At 61.7% G+C, this 17604-nt stretch carries 15 protein-coding genes; 5 read left to right on the top strand and 10 right to left on the bottom strand.

Annotated features, from left to right (window positions below):
• Nucleotides 1–13 precede the first annotated feature (13 nt).
• The 5 genes from AC13QO_RS09825 to AC13QO_RS09805 form a co-directional block, all read right to left on the bottom strand.
• A complete protein-coding gene (locus AC13QO_RS09825) occupies nt 14–826 on the bottom strand; it encodes an ABC transporter permease (RefSeq protein ID WP_285192497.1) in 813 nt (270 codons plus the stop codon).
• Complete coding sequence (locus AC13QO_RS09820) at nt 816–1778, bottom strand: ABC transporter permease (protein WP_488540546.1); 963 nt, start codon at nt 1776–1778, stop codon at nt 816–818. The genes AC13QO_RS09825 and AC13QO_RS09820 overlap by 11 nt, the downstream gene beginning before the upstream one ends.
• Nucleotides 1775–2761, bottom strand: coding sequence for an ABC transporter ATP-binding protein (locus AC13QO_RS09815; protein ID WP_488540545.1), 987 nt, complete (start codon nt 2759–2761; stop codon nt 1775–1777). Before AC13QO_RS09815 ends, AC13QO_RS09820 begins: the two co-directional genes overlap by 4 nt.
• Nucleotides 2762–2969: 208 nt before the next feature.
• A complete protein-coding gene (locus AC13QO_RS09810) occupies nt 2970–4130 on the bottom strand; it encodes an ABC transporter substrate-binding protein (protein ID WP_488540544.1) in 1161 nt (386 codons plus the stop codon).
• Nucleotides 4131–4248: 118 nt separating this feature from the next.
• The gene (locus AC13QO_RS09805) at nt 4249–5157 is read right to left on the bottom strand and encodes a LysR family transcriptional regulator (protein ID WP_097597185.1); all 909 of its coding nucleotides are present in this window, start codon (nt 5155–5157) and stop codon (nt 4249–4251) included.
• 179 nt (nt 5158–5336) lie between these two features.
• Between AC13QO_RS09805 and AC13QO_RS09800 the strand changes: the two genes are divergently transcribed.
• On the top strand, nt 5337–6095 hold the full coding sequence (locus tag AC13QO_RS09800) for a hypothetical protein (RefSeq protein ID WP_488540543.1): 759 nt from the start codon (nt 5337–5339) through the stop codon (nt 6093–6095).
• 64 nt (nt 6096–6159) lie between these two features.
• Here the strand turns inward: AC13QO_RS09800 and lysS are convergent, their stop codons facing one another.
• The 5 genes from lysS to AC13QO_RS09775 form a co-directional block, all read right to left on the bottom strand.
• The gene (lysS, locus tag AC13QO_RS09795) at nt 6160–7656 is read right to left on the bottom strand and encodes a lysine--tRNA ligase (RefSeq protein WP_488540542.1); all 1497 of its coding nucleotides are present in this window, start codon (nt 7654–7656) and stop codon (nt 6160–6162) included.
• A gap of 22 nt (nt 7657–7678) precedes the next feature.
• On the bottom strand, nt 7679–9145 hold the full coding sequence (gltX, locus tag AC13QO_RS09790) for a glutamate--tRNA ligase (protein WP_488540541.1): 1467 nt from the start codon (nt 9143–9145) through the stop codon (nt 7679–7681).
• Between the two features lie 243 nt (nt 9146–9388).
• A complete protein-coding gene (locus AC13QO_RS09785) occupies nt 9389–10138 on the bottom strand; it encodes a TerC family protein (RefSeq protein WP_085779527.1) in 750 nt (249 codons plus the stop codon).
• Between the two features lie 107 nt (nt 10139–10245).
• Nucleotides 10246–11082: an AraC family transcriptional regulator gene (locus tag AC13QO_RS09780; RefSeq protein WP_488540540.1), complete on the bottom strand. Its 837-nt coding sequence runs from the start codon at nt 11080–11082 to the stop codon at nt 10246–10248.
• A gap of 106 nt (nt 11083–11188) precedes the next feature.
• On the bottom strand, nt 11189–11869 hold the full coding sequence (locus AC13QO_RS09775; RefSeq protein WP_488540539.1) for a TetR/AcrR family transcriptional regulator C-terminal domain-containing protein: 681 nt from the start codon (nt 11867–11869) through the stop codon (nt 11189–11191).
• Between the two features lie 151 nt (nt 11870–12020).
• On the opposite strand from AC13QO_RS09775, the gene AC13QO_RS09770 reads away from it, so the two are divergent.
• The 4 genes from AC13QO_RS09770 (at nt 12021) to xylB (ending at nt 17561) form a co-directional block, all read left to right on the top strand.
• Entirely contained in the window at nt 12021–13232 is a 1212-nt protein-coding gene (locus tag AC13QO_RS09770) for an HlyD family secretion protein (protein WP_488540538.1), read from the top strand.
• 24 nt (nt 13233–13256) lie between these two features.
• Entirely contained in the window at nt 13257–14858 is a 1602-nt protein-coding gene (locus tag AC13QO_RS09765) for a DHA2 family efflux MFS transporter permease subunit (protein WP_488540537.1), read from the top strand.
• Between the two features lie 205 nt (nt 14859–15063).
• Nucleotides 15064–16086: a LacI family DNA-binding transcriptional regulator gene (locus tag AC13QO_RS09760; protein WP_488540536.1), complete on the top strand. Its 1023-nt coding sequence runs from the start codon at nt 15064–15066 to the stop codon at nt 16084–16086.
• Between the two features lie 20 nt (nt 16087–16106).
• On the top strand, nt 16107–17561 hold the full coding sequence (gene xylB / locus AC13QO_RS09755; protein ID WP_488540535.1) for a xylulokinase: 1455 nt from the start codon (nt 16107–16109) through the stop codon (nt 17559–17561).
• The last annotated feature ends 43 nt before the right edge of the window (nt 17562–17604 follow it).

The following is a 17604-nucleotide window of genomic DNA, read 5'->3' as shown; positions in this document are numbered from 1 at the left end:
GATGTTCTCCCTGTTATTTGCCGGAACCGGCGATCTGGTCGCCGTCGCGGGTGAGGTAATAGGCTGCCAGGATCGGCAGGAAAGTGACGAGCACCACGACCATGGCGACCACATTGGTGACGGGGCGCTGGCGCGGGCGGATGAGTTCTTCGAGCATCCAGATCGGCAGCGTCGATTGCTGGCCGCCGGTGAAGGTGGTGACGATGACCTCATCGAAGGACAGGGCAAAAGCGAGCATGCCGCCGGCAAGCAGGGCGGTGCCGATATTCGGCAGGATGACATGGCGGAAGGTCTGGAAGCCGTCGGCGCCGAGATCCATCGAAGCTTCGATCAGCGAGCCGGAGGTGCGGCGGAAGCGGGCGACCGCGTTGTTGTAGACGACCACCACGCAGAAAGTGGCGTGGCCGAGCACGATGGTCCAGACCGAGAACGGGATGTCGAAGAGACTGAAGGCGGAGCGCAGCGCAATGCCGGTGATGATGCCGGGAAGCGCGATCGGCAGGATGACCAGCAGCGAGATCGCCTCGCGGCCGAAAAATTTCGTCTGGCTGACGGCAGCCGCGCAGAGCGTGCCGAGGACGAGCGCGATCGCGGTGGCGATGACGGCGACCTGCACGGAAAGGCCGAGCGCCGACCAGACGTCGGGCCGGTTCCAGGCGACGGCGAACCATTGCAGCGTCAGGCCGGGTGGCGGCCACTGATAGCTCTTCTCCTCCGTCGTGAAGGCATAGACGAAGATCAGCAGGATCGGCAGGTGCAGGAAAAGCAGCCCGCCGGCGGCGGCGATCTTCAAGGGCAGCGGCGATGTCTTGAGATCAGAGCGCATCGAAGGCCCCCAGTCTTTTGGCGAGCGACAGATAAAGCGCCATGATGACGATCGGCACGACCGAGAAGGCAGCCGCCAGCGGCACGTTGCCAGCCGTCCCCTGCTGCGCATAGACGGCCTGGCCGATGAACAGCCTGGAAGAGCCGATGATCTGCGGGATGATGTAATCGCCGAGGGTCAGCGAAAAGGTGAAAATCGAACCGGCGACGATGCCGGGGAGTGCCAGGGGCAGCAGCACGGTGCGGAATGTCTGGCGCGGGGTGGCGCCGAGATCCGCCGAGGCCTCGATCAGGTTGCCGGGCACACGCTCGAGGGCCGCCTGAGTCGGCAGGATCATGTAGGGCAGCCAGATATAGACGAAGACGATGAAGGTGCCGAGGTAGCTGACCGAAAGCGAATTGCCGCCGACGACGGGCAGGTTCAGGACGCCGTCGAGAAGCCAGGAGAGATGGAGCTGTTCGAAGATCCACGTCAGGATGCCTTCTTTAGCGAGGATCAGCTTCCAGGCGTAGATCTTGACGAGATAACTCGACCAGAGCGGCAGCATGACGCCGAGATAAAACAGCACCTTCCATTTGCCCCGCGCATAACGGGCGGCGTAGTAGGCGATCGGGAAGGCGATGAGTGCGGAAGCGACGGTGACCAGCGCCGCCATTAAGACGGTGCGGATAATGATGTCGAAATTCGTCGGGCTCAGAAGCTGGGCGTAGGTCGACAGCGTGAATTCGTAGTTCACCAGTCCGGAAAAATCGTCGATCGAGAAGAAACTCTGCAGAAGCAGGGCGATGAGCGAGCCGATATAGATGATGCCGAGCCAGAGCAGGGGCGGTGTCAGCATCAGGAACAGCAAAAGCTTCGGGTGCCGCCAGAAGGCATCCGACAGCCGGCCGAAGACGCCACTGCGTCCCGGAAGGATCGATGTCTTGCCGTCGGAGATGATGAGTGCCGTCATGCCGCATCGTCCATGTAGTGGATATCGGCGGGCTGCCAGGCAAGCCGGATGCCGGCGCCGATATCCGGCACAGGCATGCCTGCCGGCAGCGTGACATGCAGCCGGCTGCCCTGCAGGTCGACGCTGAGACGGGTGGCGGCGCCGAGGAAGCTCGCATGCTCGACCTTCGCCTCGATGCCGTCACTTGCCAGCCGGATCGCCTCGGGGCGCAGGCTCGCCCAGCGTTTCTCGCCGCCGATCGCGGCCATCAGATCAGGCGCGATCACATTGGACGAGCCGACGAAATCGGCGACGAAACGGGTCTTCGGGCAGCGATAGATATCCTGCGGCGTGCCGTGCTGGACGATATTGCCATTGTTGAAGACCGCGACGCGATTGGCCATGGACAGCGCCTCGCCCTGATCATGGGTGACGAAGACAAAGGTGATGCCGAGCGCGCGCTGCAGGCTCTTCAATTCCTCCTGCATCTGCTCCCGCAGCTTCAGGTCCAGCGCACCGAGCGGCTCATCGAGCAGCAGCACCTTCGGCTTGTTGACGAGGGCGCGGGCGAGCGCCACGCGCTGCCGCTGGCCGCCGGAGAGTTGGCCGGGGCGGCGGCCGCCATAACCCGGCAGTTTGACGAGCTCGAGGGCTTCTCCCGCCGCCTTCATCCGCTCCGCCTTGCCGACGCCCTTGACCATCAGCCCGTAGGAGACGTTGTCGAGGATGTTGAGATGCGGGAAGAGCGCGTAATCCTGGAATACGGTGTTGACGTTGCGCCGATAGGGCGGAACGCCGTCGGCCGTCTCGCCGAAGATCTGAATGTGGCCTGCTGTCGGCTGTTCGAAGCCGGCGATCAATCTAAGGCATGTCGTCTTGCCGGAACCCGACGGGCCGAGCATGGCGAAGAACTCGCCCGGCGCTATTTCGAGATCGACGCCGTCGACGGCGCGAACCTGGCCGAAATGGCGCGATACCTGTTGGAAGCGGACGGCTGACGTCATGGAAGGCTCCGGGTCTTTCAATAGAGGGCGTCGGTCGCGGCTTAAAAGACCCCGCCCCAAACCCTCCCCACCAGGGGAGGGGCTTAATCTGCCGCACCCTCGCAAAGAACTCCGTGTTCAAGAGGAGCGAGGCGGTGCCACTTGTAGCCCCTCCCCTTGTGGGGAGGGGTTGGGGAGGGTTCTTCAACCACACAAGCCGACTTGGCTATTACCGCCCGCCAATCACGCCGATGTAATCCGACACCCAGCGGTGATAGGGCACGCATTCGCTCTGCGTTGCACATTTGGCGACCGGTGTTTTCCAGAACTTGATCTTGTCGAAGTGATCGAAGCCGTTGGTGGCGCAGCCGGTTTCTCCCATCAGCTCGTTGCCCTTGCAGGCAGCGGGAACGGAGGGCACGGCGCCGAACCAGGCGGCGGCGTCGCCCTGGACCTTGGCCTGCAGCGAATGTTCCATCCACATATAGGCGCAGTTCGGATGTTCGCTGTCGGCGTGCAGCATGGTCGTGTCGGCCCATCCGGTGACGCCTTCATCCGGAAAGGTGGAGGCGATCTTCTGCTTGTCGGCCTGGAGCAGGTTGACCTGGAAGGGCCAGGAGCCGGAGGCGACGACGCCTTCGTTCTTGAAGTCGTCGATCTGGATCATCGCGTCGTGCCAGTAGCGTGAGACGAGCTTGCGCTGGCCGCGCAACAGGTCGAGGGCGGCCTTGTACTGGTCCTCAGTCAGTTCGTACGGGTCCTTGATGCCGAGATCGGGCTTATGGGCCATCAGATACATGGCCGCATCGGCGATATAGATCGCGCCGTCATAGGCCTGGACGCGGCCCTTGTTTGACTTGCCGTCCGGCAGGGTCTGCTCCTCGAAGACGACACCCCAGCTGGTCGGCGCCTTGTCCTTGAAGGCGTCGGTATTGTACATCAGGACGTTCGGCCCCCAGAGATAGGGCACGCCGTAATGCACGCCGCCGACCGTGTACCATGGGCCGTCCTGCAGGCGCTTGTCGACATTCTTGAAGCTCGGGATCAGATCGGTATTGATCGGCTGGACACGCTTGCCGGCGATGAGGCGAAGCGACGCGTCGCCGGATGCGGTGACGAGATCGAAGCCACCTTCGTTCATCAGCGACACCATCTCATCGGATGTGGCGGCAGTCTTGACTGAGACCTTGCAGCCGGTTTCCTTTTCGAAGCCGGTGACCCAGTCGTAATTCTTGTCGGTTTCGCCGCGTTCGATGTAGCCGGCCCAGGCGACGATGCTGACCGCGCCTTCGCCCTTACCCAAGGCCTTCAGCGGTTCGGCGGCGACCAGCTGTGTCGCGAAGCTCAGGCAGGCGAGCGCTGCCGTGCAGGATTTCAAGAGATTCGTCATCTGCGTCTCCCGGTTTGGTGCCACTTCTGTGGCGATTTGTTCCCGGTTGAAAAGGTGACGCCAAAAGCCCGGTTTCGCAAATTCATTTATCAGAAAGGCGAAATCGGAAATTCCGATATCAGCGGAGCCGGCCGGACCGCATGGTTTCGGCGATGCCGACGAAATCGCGCGCCGCCTGCGGCAGGCTGGAGCCCTTGCGCCAGACCATCCCTACCTGGACGACCGGCAGCGAGCCGGAGACGTCGCGGCTCTCGATGCGGTCGCCTTCGAGCGACCAGGGTCGGTAGACAAGATCGGGAAGCAGCGCCACGCCGGCGCCTGTGGCGACCAGGCTGCGCACCGCTTCCACCGAGCGGGTGCGGAAGGCGACATGCGGGCGGGCGCCGAGTGCGGAGAGCAGTTTGCCGGTATTCTCCTCGATCTCGTCGACCGTCAGCATGATCAGCGGTTCGCGGGCGATATCGGCGACAGAGATGATATCGGCCGACACCAGCGGATGGCCCATCGGCAGCCAGAGGCGATAGGGCGAGGTTTCGAGGATTTCCGCCTGGAGCGCCATGCGGTCGCGCAGATTGGATATCACCATCACCGCCACGTCGAGTTCGCCGCCGACCAGCAGATGTTCGAGATAGCCGCCATTGTCCTCGATGGCGCTGACTTCGATGCCCGGGCAGGCGCGCCGGTATCGCGCCAGCAGATCGGAGAGAACGTAGCCGGCGACAAGCGAGGTGACGCCGATATTCAACGTGCCGGAGAGGGTACTCTGCTGGCCGGAGAAGCTGGTCCGCGCATCGGAGACGGAGGCGAGAATCTTGGTCGCGTGACGGAGGAACTGATGTCCGTTGTGGGTAATCGTCAGGCCGCGCGGATGGCGCTCGAAGAGTTCGACGCCGAGATCGGTTTCGAGCTCCTTCAGCGCTTCCGTCACCGAGGATTGCGAGATCGAAAGGTTCTGCGCGGCTCGTGTCACCGAACCCTGTTCGGCGACGGCCACGAAATATTGGATCTGGCGAAGCGTGAAAGCCATGGATGTTTAGAGCATGGCGGAATGTGCCGTGGCAAGCAGCCGAAAAATTCGGACCTTTTTTGGGATTTTCCTGAAATGGAGCGAGCACGGCGCGCCCACTTAAACTTTCCGAAACGTCATTTCCATAGCATTCTCAGCACCTGTCCTGCGTTGGAGTTTGAGATGGCGGAGCAGTTGGCGTGAAGGCCTTACTGCGCATATTCCGGCCTTCCCGGAAATTGGCAATCATCATCGGCGGAGTCGCGCTTCTGGCGGGCGTTTCCGGCGGCGCGGCGCTGTATGTCGGCAAGGACAGGCTGATCGGCGTCTCCAGTGGCGGCGCGCTCGAATGCAGCGACGTCAACCTTGTGACGATCAGAAAACAGGATCATGTCTGGGTGCGGAAATACATAAAGACCGAACCGACCGACGGGATGACGCGGGTCAGGACCGCGCTCCGTGTCGCCCAGGCCGTCTATGCCGCGCAGAAACCGGATCTGGTACAGGTGGTGGTGCTTGATGAGAACGGCCCAACGCTGCGTGCCGATATTCGCGGCCGGGCGATAGGCGCCGATGTCGTCTTCATCCCGCATCCCGACAAGACCGTTCTCGGCCTCGACGACAAGCGCTATACGGCGCGCTACTACGACGGCAAGGCCAGCGAAAACGGATTGTTCTTCGGCGAGCGTATCGAACTCCCGGCCGATGAGATCGCCATGATCAGTGCTGGCTTCAAGGATCCGGAGGATTGCGTCGATCCGGTCGCCGTCGCCTCGACCAAGGGCGAGGCGACGGGCAAGAAGATTGAGGAGAAGGACAAGAAGGCCGAGGGCGGGGGACATGGCGCGGCACCGGCTGCCGAAAGCGAACCGGCGCCAGCTGCCGAGGGCGACGGCGCCGAAGTAGTGGCCGAGGCGCCGGCCGAAGAGCCGCCGGCGGAAGCCGCCAAGAGCCACTGAACAGGCATATGAAGAAGCGGAGCGCCGGCCGGCAGTCCGCTTTGATCAACCTGCATCTTTCCTGTCAGTCGGCCTTGCTGCGGCGGGCCGGGAAGAGGATGACGTCGCGGATCGACGGCGCGTTGGTCAGAAGCATGATCAGACGGTCGACGCCGATGCCGAGGCCACCAGCCGGCGGCATGCCCTGGTCGATCGCGTCCAGGAATTCGTCGTCCAGCTGCTTTTCCTTTTCGCCGCGGGCATGCGCCTGCTCGAGCTGCTCGACCATGCGGCGGCGCTGTTCCTCGGGATCGTTGAGTTCCGAGAAGGCGTTGCCGAGTTCCCAGGCGTTGCAATAGGTCTCGAAGCGTTCGACAAGCCGCGGCTCGCCCGGCACTTCCTTGGCGAAGGGCGAGATGTCCTTCGGGAAATGCGTGACGTGGGCCGGCTGGATCAGCGTCGCTTCCACCTTTTCCTCGAAGATGAAGGCGAGGCATTCGCCCCAGGTCCAGTCCTTCTCGACCGCAAAGCCGGCAGCCTTGGCGGCGGCGCGGGCTTCCTCGTCGGTCTTGATGGCGAGGAAATCGATGCCGGTTGCTTCCTGGACGGCATCAGGCATCGGCACACGCTTGAACGGCCCCTTGAAGGAGAGGCGCTTGTCGATGAAGTCGAATTCCGTCGTGCCATGAATGGAGAGCGCCAGGGTCTCGAACAGCCGCTCGACGAGGTCCATCATGTCCTCGTAATCGGCATAGGCCCAGTAGCACTCCATCATGGTGAATTCGGGATTGTGGCGCGTGGAGACGCCTTCGTTGCGGAAGTTCCGGTTGATCTCGAAGACCTTGTCGGTGAGGCCAGAGACCAGCGTACGCTTCAGGAACAGTTCCGGCGCGATGCGCAGATACATGTCGAGCTTCAGCGTGTTGTGATGCGTCTTGAACGGCTCGGCGGTGGCGCCGCCATAGACGGAATGCAGCATCGGTGTCTCGACTTCCATGAAGCCGTCATTCTCCATGAAACGGCGGATTCCGGAGACGATCTTCGAGCGCTGCTGGAAGCGCAGCTTCGAATCCTCGTTGGTCATGATGTCGAGATGGCGCTTGCGGTAACGCAGCTCGATATCGGAGAGACCGTGCCACTTCTCGGGCATCGGCAGCAGCGACTTCGTCAGCATTTCGATTTTCTGCGCGTTGATCGTCAGCTCGCCGCGCTTGGTGCGGCGCACGATGCCGGTGACACCGATGATGTCGCCGATATCGATCATCGGCAGCAGGGCGCGGGCCTCTTCCGGCGTCGTGTCCTTGTGGCTGAAGATCTGGATCTTGCCGGAGGCGTCATGGATATCCATGAACATGCCGGAATTGCGCGAGGAATAGACGCGGCCGGCGACGGTGACGACATCCTGCGTCTCGACGTCGGGTTCCAGAGATTCATACTTGGCGCCAAGCTCGGCATTGGTCAGCGTCCGGTGAAAATGCGCCGGATAGGCATCCCCGATCTGCGCGCGCAGCAGCTTGAGCTTCTGGGCGCGCACCTCGGTCGCGTCGGAGGAAAGGGTGTTTTCGGTCTTGTTGTCAGCCACTGTCGAAATCCTCTGACTTTTCTTATTTCGAGCCGACGAGGGCGGCGACCGCCTGTGCTGCGAGCTTCAGGCGCTGGCGCACGACGGAGCGGCCGAGCAGCGCCATGGAATCGAAGAGCGGCAGCGAACGCGACGAGCCGGAGACGGCGACGAAGAGCGGTGCCACCACGACCTTCAGCTTTTTGCCCATGCGGTCGGCGACGGCGCGCAGCTCGGCCTCGATCGTCTCGACATTCCATTCCAGGATCTTTTCGAGATCGGGCTGGACGGAGTTGAGGATCTCTAGGATCTCTTCCGGCGGCGATTTGATCTTGGCGAAATCGGACGGCTGCAGGCTAAGATCGGATTTTAGCAGGAAGCCTGCTAGATCGGGCAGTTCGCCGAGCTTGGAAATGCGCGTCTGCGACAGGCGCAGGCCGGCCTTCAGGCGATCGTTCTCCATCGCCCAGGTCAGTACACGCGCCTGGAATTCCTCCTCGGAGAGCTTCTCGCGGATCCAGCGGCCGTTCAGCCAGTCGAGCTTCTGAATGTCGAAGATCGCGCCTGCTTTGGAGAGATTGTCCGGATCGAACTTTTCGGACAGTTCTTCCATCGTCAGAAGCTCTTCGCCTTCGGCGATCTGGATGAAGAACAAGCCGAGGAAGTTCATCAGCGCCTCGGGGATATAACCGAGCGCGGAATAATAGGAGATCGAGGTTGGGTTCTTGCGCTTCGACAGCTTCGACTTGTCGGCGTTGCGCATCAACGACAGATGCATGAAGACCGGCTGCTCCCAGCCGAAATAGCGATAGAGCAGGATGTGCTTCGGAACCGACGCCAGCCATTCCTCGCCGCGCGCCACATGGGTGATCTTCATCAGATGATCGTCGATAACATTGGCCATGTGATAGGTCGGCATGCCGTCGGCCTTGATGAGGACCTGCATGTCGACGGAATCCCACGGAATGGAGACGTCGCCGTAGACGCCGTCGGTAAAGTCGCACGAGCCTTCGGCCGGGATCTTCATGCGGATGACGGTGCTTTCGCCGGCCGCCATGCGCGAGGTGACTTCTTCGGCCGTGAGGTTCAGGCAGAGACCGTCGTATTTCGGCGGCTTGCCGTCGGCGCGCTGCGCCTCGCGCATCTGCTCCAGCCGCGCAGGCGTGCAGAAACAGCGGAAGGCATGGCCATTGTCCAGCAGTTCCTGTGCATAGGGCTGGTACATCGGCTTGCGGTCGGACTGGCGATAAGGGCCGTAGGGGCCGCCGATATCGGGGCCTTCCTTCCATTCCAGCCCGCACCATTTCAGCGCGTCCAGCACCTTGGTCTCGAATTCCGGGGTCGAGCGCGTCGCATCGGTATCTTCGATGCGCAGGATGAACTCGCCACCGTGCTTCTTGGCAAAGAGGTAGTTGAAGAGAGCGATATAAGCGGTGCCGACATGCGGCTCGCCGGTCGGCGAGGGAGCGATGCGGACGCGGACGCCGGAAGCTGTCCCGGAATTTGTCATTGTATGTGCCCGTCAATGAATGCCGGACTGCTTTCACGGGAAAGCGACGTTCGGCCGGAAGGATGCAGATATCTTCATCGGCAAACCGGCCGAAAAAGGGCATTCGCCCGCACCATTCGCCGATCGTCCGTTCGGCTGGCCTTAGGCCATATTCAACCGGGCGCGTCAAGAAAAACCGCGTCCGCAACGGCTTGCGGACGCTGAGAAGGTGCGCCGGTTGCGGCGCACGCTACCGTATCTGCCTCAGTGCGCGCCTTCGCGTTTCCGCTTCCGGGCATTGCGTGCGAACATGTTCAGCACCTCGACCAGCGCCGAGAAGGCCATGGCGGCGTAGACGTAGCCCTTCGGCACGTGGAAGCCCATGCCTTCGGCGATCAGCGTCGTGCCGATCATCAGCAAGAAGGCGAGCGCCAGCATGACGATCGTCGGATTTCTCTCGATGAAGTTGGCGAGCGGGGTCGCGGCAACCAGCATGACGGTCACAGCGGCGATGACGGCGATCACCATAATCGGCAGATGCGGCGTCATGCCGACGGCGGTGATGATGCTGTCGACGGAGAAGACCAGGTCGAGCAGCAGGATCTGACCGATCGCCGATGCAAAGCCTGTCGTTGCCGACGTGGCGATGAAATCTTCCTGATGGTCTACGGGGTCGACGCTGTGGTGAATTTCCTTGGTGGCTTTCCAGACGAGGAACAGGCCGCCGGCGATCAGGATCAGGTCCTTCCATGAGAAGCCGTGGCCGAAGGCTTCAAACAGCGGTTCGGTCAGTTGCACGATCCAGGCAACGGTGCCGAGCAAGGCCAGACGCATGATGAGGGCAAGGCCGATGCCGATCCGGCGAGCTCTCTCGCGGTGCTCAGGAGGCAGTTTGTTGGTCAGAATGGAAATGAAGATCAGGTTGTCGATCCCGAGAACGACTTCCATCACCACCAGTGTGATGAGCGCCACCCAGGCGGCCGGGTCCTGAATGAGCGTCATGATATCCTGCATCAGCGTATATCCTCTTTGGCGTCACATGATGGAACGACGCGCGCAATGTAATGGCGCCTGCCGTCCGGACAAGCGCCACAAGCGGGTATACGAAACTGATATGATCTTTATTCCCTTACAGGCAGCCAGATTTCGGTGACGCCCATGCCGGTATAGGGATCGAAGCGCTCGTCGTAACGTTCGAACATGTCAGGTGTCTCGCCATGTTCCAGGCCTGAGCTTGGCCACCATGTGCCGAAAATCCGGTTCATGGTCAGGGAAATGCCGGAGACGTGGCCGCGATGGGTGAAGACGGCGTAGCGCTGTCCCGGAAGCTTGAGCGTCGTAAACTCCGCGGGCAAGTCGCCGGCGTCGGAAATCTCGGCTGCGGCCATGTAGCGGAATTTCTCCTCCTCGCCGATATGTCTGCAGATGCCATAGGTGACATTGCCTTTCTGGCCTGGAATATGCCCGAAATGGGTATTGAACTTTTGCCAAAGCGACGGGATGGCGGCATTGTCGCCATAAGGGTAGGTCTCCTGCAGGCCGGCAAAGAGCATTGGTTGAAGAGTCTCGAAACGGGGTGGTTCGAGGTCGTTGAGGTGGTCGGTATCCATTCGGATCGGCTCCAATAAAACAAGGTTACGGGCGTGTCCCTGTCTGCGCACAGCATCCGGCGTCATGCCGAACTGCTCGCGGAAGGCACGGGTGAAAGCTTCGTGCGAGCCGTAGCCCGCGCAAAGCGCAACCTCGAGAATGGTGGATGAGCCGGTGACCAATGCGGGCACGGCGCGGCTGAGGCGCCGTCCTCTCATGTAGCTGCTGATCGAGTGGCCGGTGACGAGCCCGAAGACGCGCGACAGATGGTAGCGCGACAATCCGGCTGCGTCCGATATCTCTTCCAGCGATATATCGCTTTCGAAATGGCTCTCTATGAACCAGATCGCCCGTGCGATGGCGTTCATCTTCATTCCCCTGGTTGCGGCTCGTTATTAGAGAAAAGCCGGCAGCCGGGTTTGATCGTCCTTGCGGAGTTTTGGCCGAAGGGGAGCGGCAGTCAAGGATACGGGATTAGGCCGTCTCGTGCCGGCGCGCGCCGTAGGCTGCCATGAAGACCTTGATCGCACCGCGGATGACGCGGTCGATTTCCTCACGAGTCGGCGGTTCTTCCATGCTGCCGAACAGGCGGAGCTTGAAGAAGCTGCCGCTGGCAAGATCGAGAAACTGGCCGGCGGCAAGATCGATGTCGTCGATCTCGAGCCGGCCTTCGGCGACATGCTGTTCCAAAAAATCGCGCATGATCGTGCGCAGGTTTACCGGGCCCTTGAAAAAGCGTTGACAGAGTACCGGCATGCGGTCGCGAACGCCGAGAACGGTGCGCATCGCGCTGATGACCTTCTCATCGGTCATGTGGGTGACGAAGCTTATCCCGAATTCGTACAGGCCGGATTCGGGGTCATCATGCTCGGCAAGGGCCGTGCGCACGGCCGCCACGAAGGCGGCGCGCTCGGCTTCGATCATCGCCGAAAACAACTCTTCCTTATTGGTGAAATAAACGTAAAGCGTGCCCTTGGAGACCCCGGCCTCACGCGTCACGTCGTTCATGCTGGCGGCGTCGAAACCCATCTTCATGAAGACACGTTTGGCGCCGGCGAGGATTTGCTGACGTTTTGCCGGATCTTCGCCAGCGGCAAATCGGCCTCCTCCAGCGGGTGGGCTGAAGACGGCGACGTGGTCGGGTTTTAGCGTCATGTCTCCTTAACCGTGTTCACGGTTTCGTACTTTCTTTAAAGAAATCGAACCGATTGGTTCTATACATCTTGATATGACGATAAAACAGGTTTATGTCAACTGAACCGAACCGTTCAGTTCGATTATTTACTCCAAGATCGGTAAGTTGGCCATGTCGAGCAACCAGAAGAGCAACGTCGCGCGTATCGTTAGTGAAAACGCCGAGGCTGAAGAGGCAAAGGTCGCGGTCGTTGCCGAGGCACCGGCGGCGGAAGCCCTGGAAAAGCCGGCTGCTCCCGCACAGCCGGCGCCGACCCAGGCCCCGGTTGCTCCGCCTGCGGCGAAGAAGCGGCGCAGCCCGGTGCTGCCGATCGTCGTGCTTGCCCTGCTTGCGGGCGGCGGTTGGTATGGATACGAATGGTGGATGAACGGCCGGTTCATGGTGTCGACCGACGACGCCTATATCGAAGGCGATATCGCGACCATCTCGCCGAAGGTTACCGGCTATGTCGCGAAGGTGAATGTTGTCGCCAACCAGGAAGTCAAGGCAGGCGACGTTCTCGCTACTCTTGATAACGGCGACTACCAGAATGCCCTCGATCAGGCGAATGCCCAGATTGCGACCGAGCAGCTTTCGCTCAGCCGTATCGATGCGCAGATTGAAGGCGCCAAGGCGAGCCTCGTGCAGGCCCAGGCCCAGAAGACTGCCCTCGAAGCCACGGTTCGTGGTGCGGAAATCAAGCAGAAGCGCCAGAGCGATCTGCAGGCAAAGTCGGTCGGCACCACCGCGGATCTCGATGATGCCAATACCGCACTCGATCAGGCCAAGGCCAATCTTGCCGGCGGCGATGCCAATATCGTGGCGGCGCAAGCCAATATCGCCATCCTCGAAGCCCAGCGCAGGGAAGCGGAAGGTTCCGTCCGCACGCTGGAAATCCAGCGCGACAAGGCCGCCCGCGACCTCTCCTTCACCGTGCTCAAGGCGCCCTATGACGGCATCGTCGGCAACCGTTCCGTCCAGGAAGGGGATCTGGTCTCGCCCGGCCAGCGCCTAATGGCGCTCGTTCCGGTGCGCCAGCTTTATATCGACGCCAATTTCAAGGAAACGCAGATCCAGCATCTCGTTCCAGGCTCGAAGGTCAACGTCCATGTCGATGCCTATGACGACCACCCGATCGTCGGCACTGTCGAATCGATCTCGCCGGCCTCCGGTTCGGTCTTTTCGCTGCTGCCGCCGGAAAATGCCACGGGCAACTTCACCAAGGTGATCCAGCGCGTGCCCGTGCGCATCGCGCTGCCGCAGGATGCGCTCGACAGCGGCCGCCTGCGCGCGGGCCTCAGCGTCGTCGTCGACGTCGATACCCGCACGGCGCCGAACAAGTAGCCTTTAGAATAGGCGGAGGGTCCGATGACCGGAAGCGCGACAGCAACAGCGGGGACGATTCCGGCAGCGCCCGCCCACGCCGACGAGCGCATGGATCCGAGGAAGCTCATCGCCTTTTTCGCAATGGTGCTCGGCATGTTCATGTCGATCCTCGACATCCAGATCGTCTCTGCGTCGCTTGCCGAAATTCAGGCCGGCCTGTCGGCCGGTTCCGACGAAATCGGCTGGGTGCAGACGGCCTATCTGATCGCTGAAGTGATCATGATCCCGCTTTCGGGCACGCTGGCGCGCATCATCTCGACGCGCTATCTCTTCGCGATCTCGGCCGCCGGCTTCACCATGGCGAGCGCGCTTGCCGCCACGGCGACGAATATCGACCAGATGATCGTCTACCGCGCCATCCAGGGCTTCATCGGCGGCGGCATGATCCCGTCGGTCTTCGCGGCCGCCTTCACCATCTTCCCGCCGTCGAAGCGCAGCATCGTCTCGCCGATCATCGGCCTGATCGCGACGCTGGCGCCGACCATCGGCCCGACCGTCGGCGGCTATCTCAGCCACGCCTTCTCCTGGCACTGGCTGTTCCTCGTCAATATCGTTCCGGGCATCATCGTCACGCTGGTTACCTGGAACTTCATCGACTTCGACAAGCCGGAACTGTCGCTCTTCAAGAAGTTCGACTGGTGGGGGCTGATCTCGATGGGCGTCTTCCTCGGCGCCCTGGAATATGTGCTCGAAGAGGGCAACTCGAACGATTGGTTCAACGACAATTCCATCGCGCTGGCTGCCGTCGCCTCCGGTGCCGCGGCCATCGTCTTCTTCTATCGCGCCTTCACGGTGGAGTTTCCCGTCGTCGACCTGAAGGCCTTTGCCAACCGGAATTTCTCCTTCGGCTCGGTGTTTTCCTTCGTCATGGGCATCGGCCTCTACGGCCTTACCTATATCTACCCCGTCTATCTCGGGCGAATCCGCGGCTATGACTCGCTGATGATCGGCGAGACGATGTTCGTCTCCGGGCTTGCGATGTTCTTCACCGCGCCGATCGCCGGGCGGCTGTCGACCAAGATGGACCTGCGCCTGATGATGGTGATCGGTTTCATCAGCTTCGCCGCCGGCACCTACATCATGATCCACCTGACGGCGGATTGGGATTTCTACGAACTGTTCATCCCGCAGATGCTGCGTGGTTTCGGCCTTATGATGTGCATGGTGCCGATCAACAACATCGCGCTCGGCACGATGCCGCCGTCGCGCATTCGCGGCGCGTCCGGCCTGTTCAATCTGACCAGAAATCTTGGCGGCGCCGTCGGCCTCGCTGTCATCAACACCGTGCTCACCAACCGGCAGGATGTGCACTACGAGCGATTGCGGGAGAATATGGACTGGGGCAATTCGGCGGCGATCGACCAGATGAACAACATGGCCGCCAATTTTACCAGTTACGGCATGGACGGCACTTCGGTCGCGATCAAGCAGATGGTTGGCCTCGCAACTAAGCAGGCGGTCATCCTTTCCTTCAGCGATGTGTTCCTGATCCTGACCGCACTGTTCGTTGCGATGATCCTGGGTGTCGCCATGATCAAGAAACCCGCGCCGCAAGGCGGCGGAGGAGGTGGCGGCGGCCACTGACCTCCGGCCCCGTCCCTCGAAAAGGCCCTCTCCGGAGGGCCTTTTTGTTGCGGTTTTCCAGCCTCTGTGTCATCAGGTGGGCGATCGCTCATCGAATTGATGCCAGCGGCCGGCAAGACCGGAAAAATGATGCGGAAATCGCCCCGCTGGTTTTTTTGATTTACGTACATCAAATTTGGCGCTAATGGTCTCGTCAGGAGGAACGATGAGGCCAACTGTTCACGATATCGCCGCTGCGGCGGGCGTCAGTCTCGCGACTGTCGACCGGGTCCTCAATCAGCGTCCTGGTGTGCGCCATGTCACGCGGGAGAAGGTCGAGACCGCAATCCGCGAACTCGGTTATATCAGGGACGTCGCCGCCGCCAATCTCGCCAAGGGTCGCACTTATCCGCTGGTCTTCATCCTCCCGGCCAGCGACAATTCCTTCATGCACGGGCTCAATGCCGAAATCCGGCAGGCGATCCTCCGCTCGCCTGCTGAACGCACCGATATTCGTACGATCGAGGTACCTGCCTTCGATCCGGCCGCTCTCGTCGCCGTGCTCGAAGGGCTTTCCCGCGAAAAGCCTTGCGGCATCGCAATGGTTGCGACCGATGCGCCTGAAGTGCGTGCCGTCGTCGACAGGCTGGTGCAGGCGGGCTTTCCCATCGTCACGCTGGTGTCCGATCTTACCGGATCGCTGCGCCATCACTACGCCGGTGTCGACAATATTGCGGCTGGCCGCACGGCGGCCCGTCTGCTCGGCCGGTTCCTAGGGCCGCGAAAGGGCAAGATCGCCGTGCTCGCCGGCTCCATGCTGGTGCGCGACCATCGCGAGCGGCTGGAAGGGTTCACTTCGGTCATGGGAGAGGAGTTTCCCGATCTTGCGATCCTTCCGGTTCTGGAGGGCCGTGACGATCCGGAGATCGCCCATATGCTCGTCGCGGAGGCACTTGGGAATGCCGATATTATCGGCGTCTATAGCCTCGGCGCCGGCAATCGCGGCCTCATCCGGGCACTGAAGGAGAAGGCCGTCGACCGGACGCTGACGGTCGTCGCCCACGAGCTGACCGCCCACACGCGGGCGGCGCTTATCGACAACACGATCGATGCGATACTCAATCAGAATGCCGGTCACGAGGTGCGCAGCGCCATCCGGGTGTTGAAGGCCAAGGCGGACGGGCTCGCCGTCATCGAAGCGCAGGAGCGCATCCGGCTCGACATATTCCTGAAAGACAATCTGCCGTAACGGCAAAGGGAGAATGCCACATGTATCTCGGTCTCGATCTCGGAACCTCCGGCGTCAAGGCGATGCTGATTGACGGCGACCAGAAGATCGTCGGTTCGGCCAACGGCGCGCTCGATGTCTCGCGCCCGCATTCCGGCTGGTCGGAACAGGAACCGGCTCACTGGGTGCGCGCGACCGAGGAGGCCGTCGCCGGGCTCAAGGCGAAACATCCAAAGGAGTTTGCCGCAGTCAAGGGCATCGGTCTTTCCGGGCAGATGCACGGCGCGACCCTGCTCGATGCTTCCGACAAGGTGCTACGCCCCTGCATCCTCTGGAACGACACGCGCAGCCATGTCGAAGCGGCGGCACTCGATGCCGATCCGCGCTTCCGAGCGCTGACCGGCAACATCGTCTTCCCCGGCTTCACTGCGCCGAAACTCGCATGGGTTCAGAAGCATGAGTCCGAGGTCTTCGCGAAGATTGCCAAGGTGCTGCTGCCGAAGGATTATTTACGCCTTTGGCTGACCGGCGAATATATCTCCGAAATGTCGGATTCGGCGGGCACCTCCTGGCTCAATACAGGAAAGCGCGGCTGGTCGTCCGAACTGCTTGCTGCCACCAACCTTTCCAAGGAGCAGATGCCAGCGCTCGTCGAAGGCACCGATCAGGCCGGCAGACTAAGGTCCGAACTCGCGGCGCGATGGGGCATATCGGGCACCGTCGTCGTCGCCGGCGGCGCAGGCGACAATGCGGCATCGGCCTGCGGCATGGGTACGGTCAGCGACGGCGCGGCCTTCGTCTCGCTCGGCACCTCGGGCGTGCTTTTTGCGGCCAACGGCTCCTATCTGCCGAAGCCGGAAAGCGCCGTGCATGCCTTCTGCCACGCGCTGCCCAACACCTGGCACCAGATGGGAGTCATCCTGTCGGCCACGGATGCCCTCAACTGGCACTCCGGTGTGACCGGCAAATCCGCTGCCGAACTCACAGGCGAACTTGGCGAGAGGGTGAAGGCGCCTTCCGGGGTCACCTTCCTGCCCTATCTCTCCGGCGAGCGTACGCCGCACAATGACGCCGTGATCCGCGGCGCCTTCTTCGGGCTGGAGCATGAAAGCAGCCGCGTCGTGCTCACCCAGGCCGTTTTAGAAGGGGTGGCCTTCGCCATCCGCGACAATCTCGAAGCTTTGCGCTCTGCCGGCACCAACATTTCCCGCGTTACGGCAATCGGCGGCGGCTCGCGCTCCCGCTATTGGCTGGGGTCGATCGCCACTGCGCTCGGCGTTCCTGTCGACCTGCCGGCTGACGGCGATTTCGGCGCGGCCTTCGGCGCCGCTCGTCTCGGTCTGATCGCGGCGACGGGTGCGGATCCGATCGCCGTCTGCACGCCGCCAATGACGGCAAGCACGATTGAACCGGTCGCGGCGCTGAAGGGCGCTTATGAGGATGCTTACAAGCGTTACCGGGCGCTCTATCCGGCGATCAAGTCGCTGGCGCATTGAGAGTTTGAGCCAGCGGCCCCCTCACCCTACCCTCTCCCCGAGG

This window comes from Rhizobium sp. CNPSo 3670 (assembly GCF_057784555.1).
Note: the sequence above shows the minus strand (reverse complement) of the source record. Positions and strands in the feature narration are given on the sequence as shown.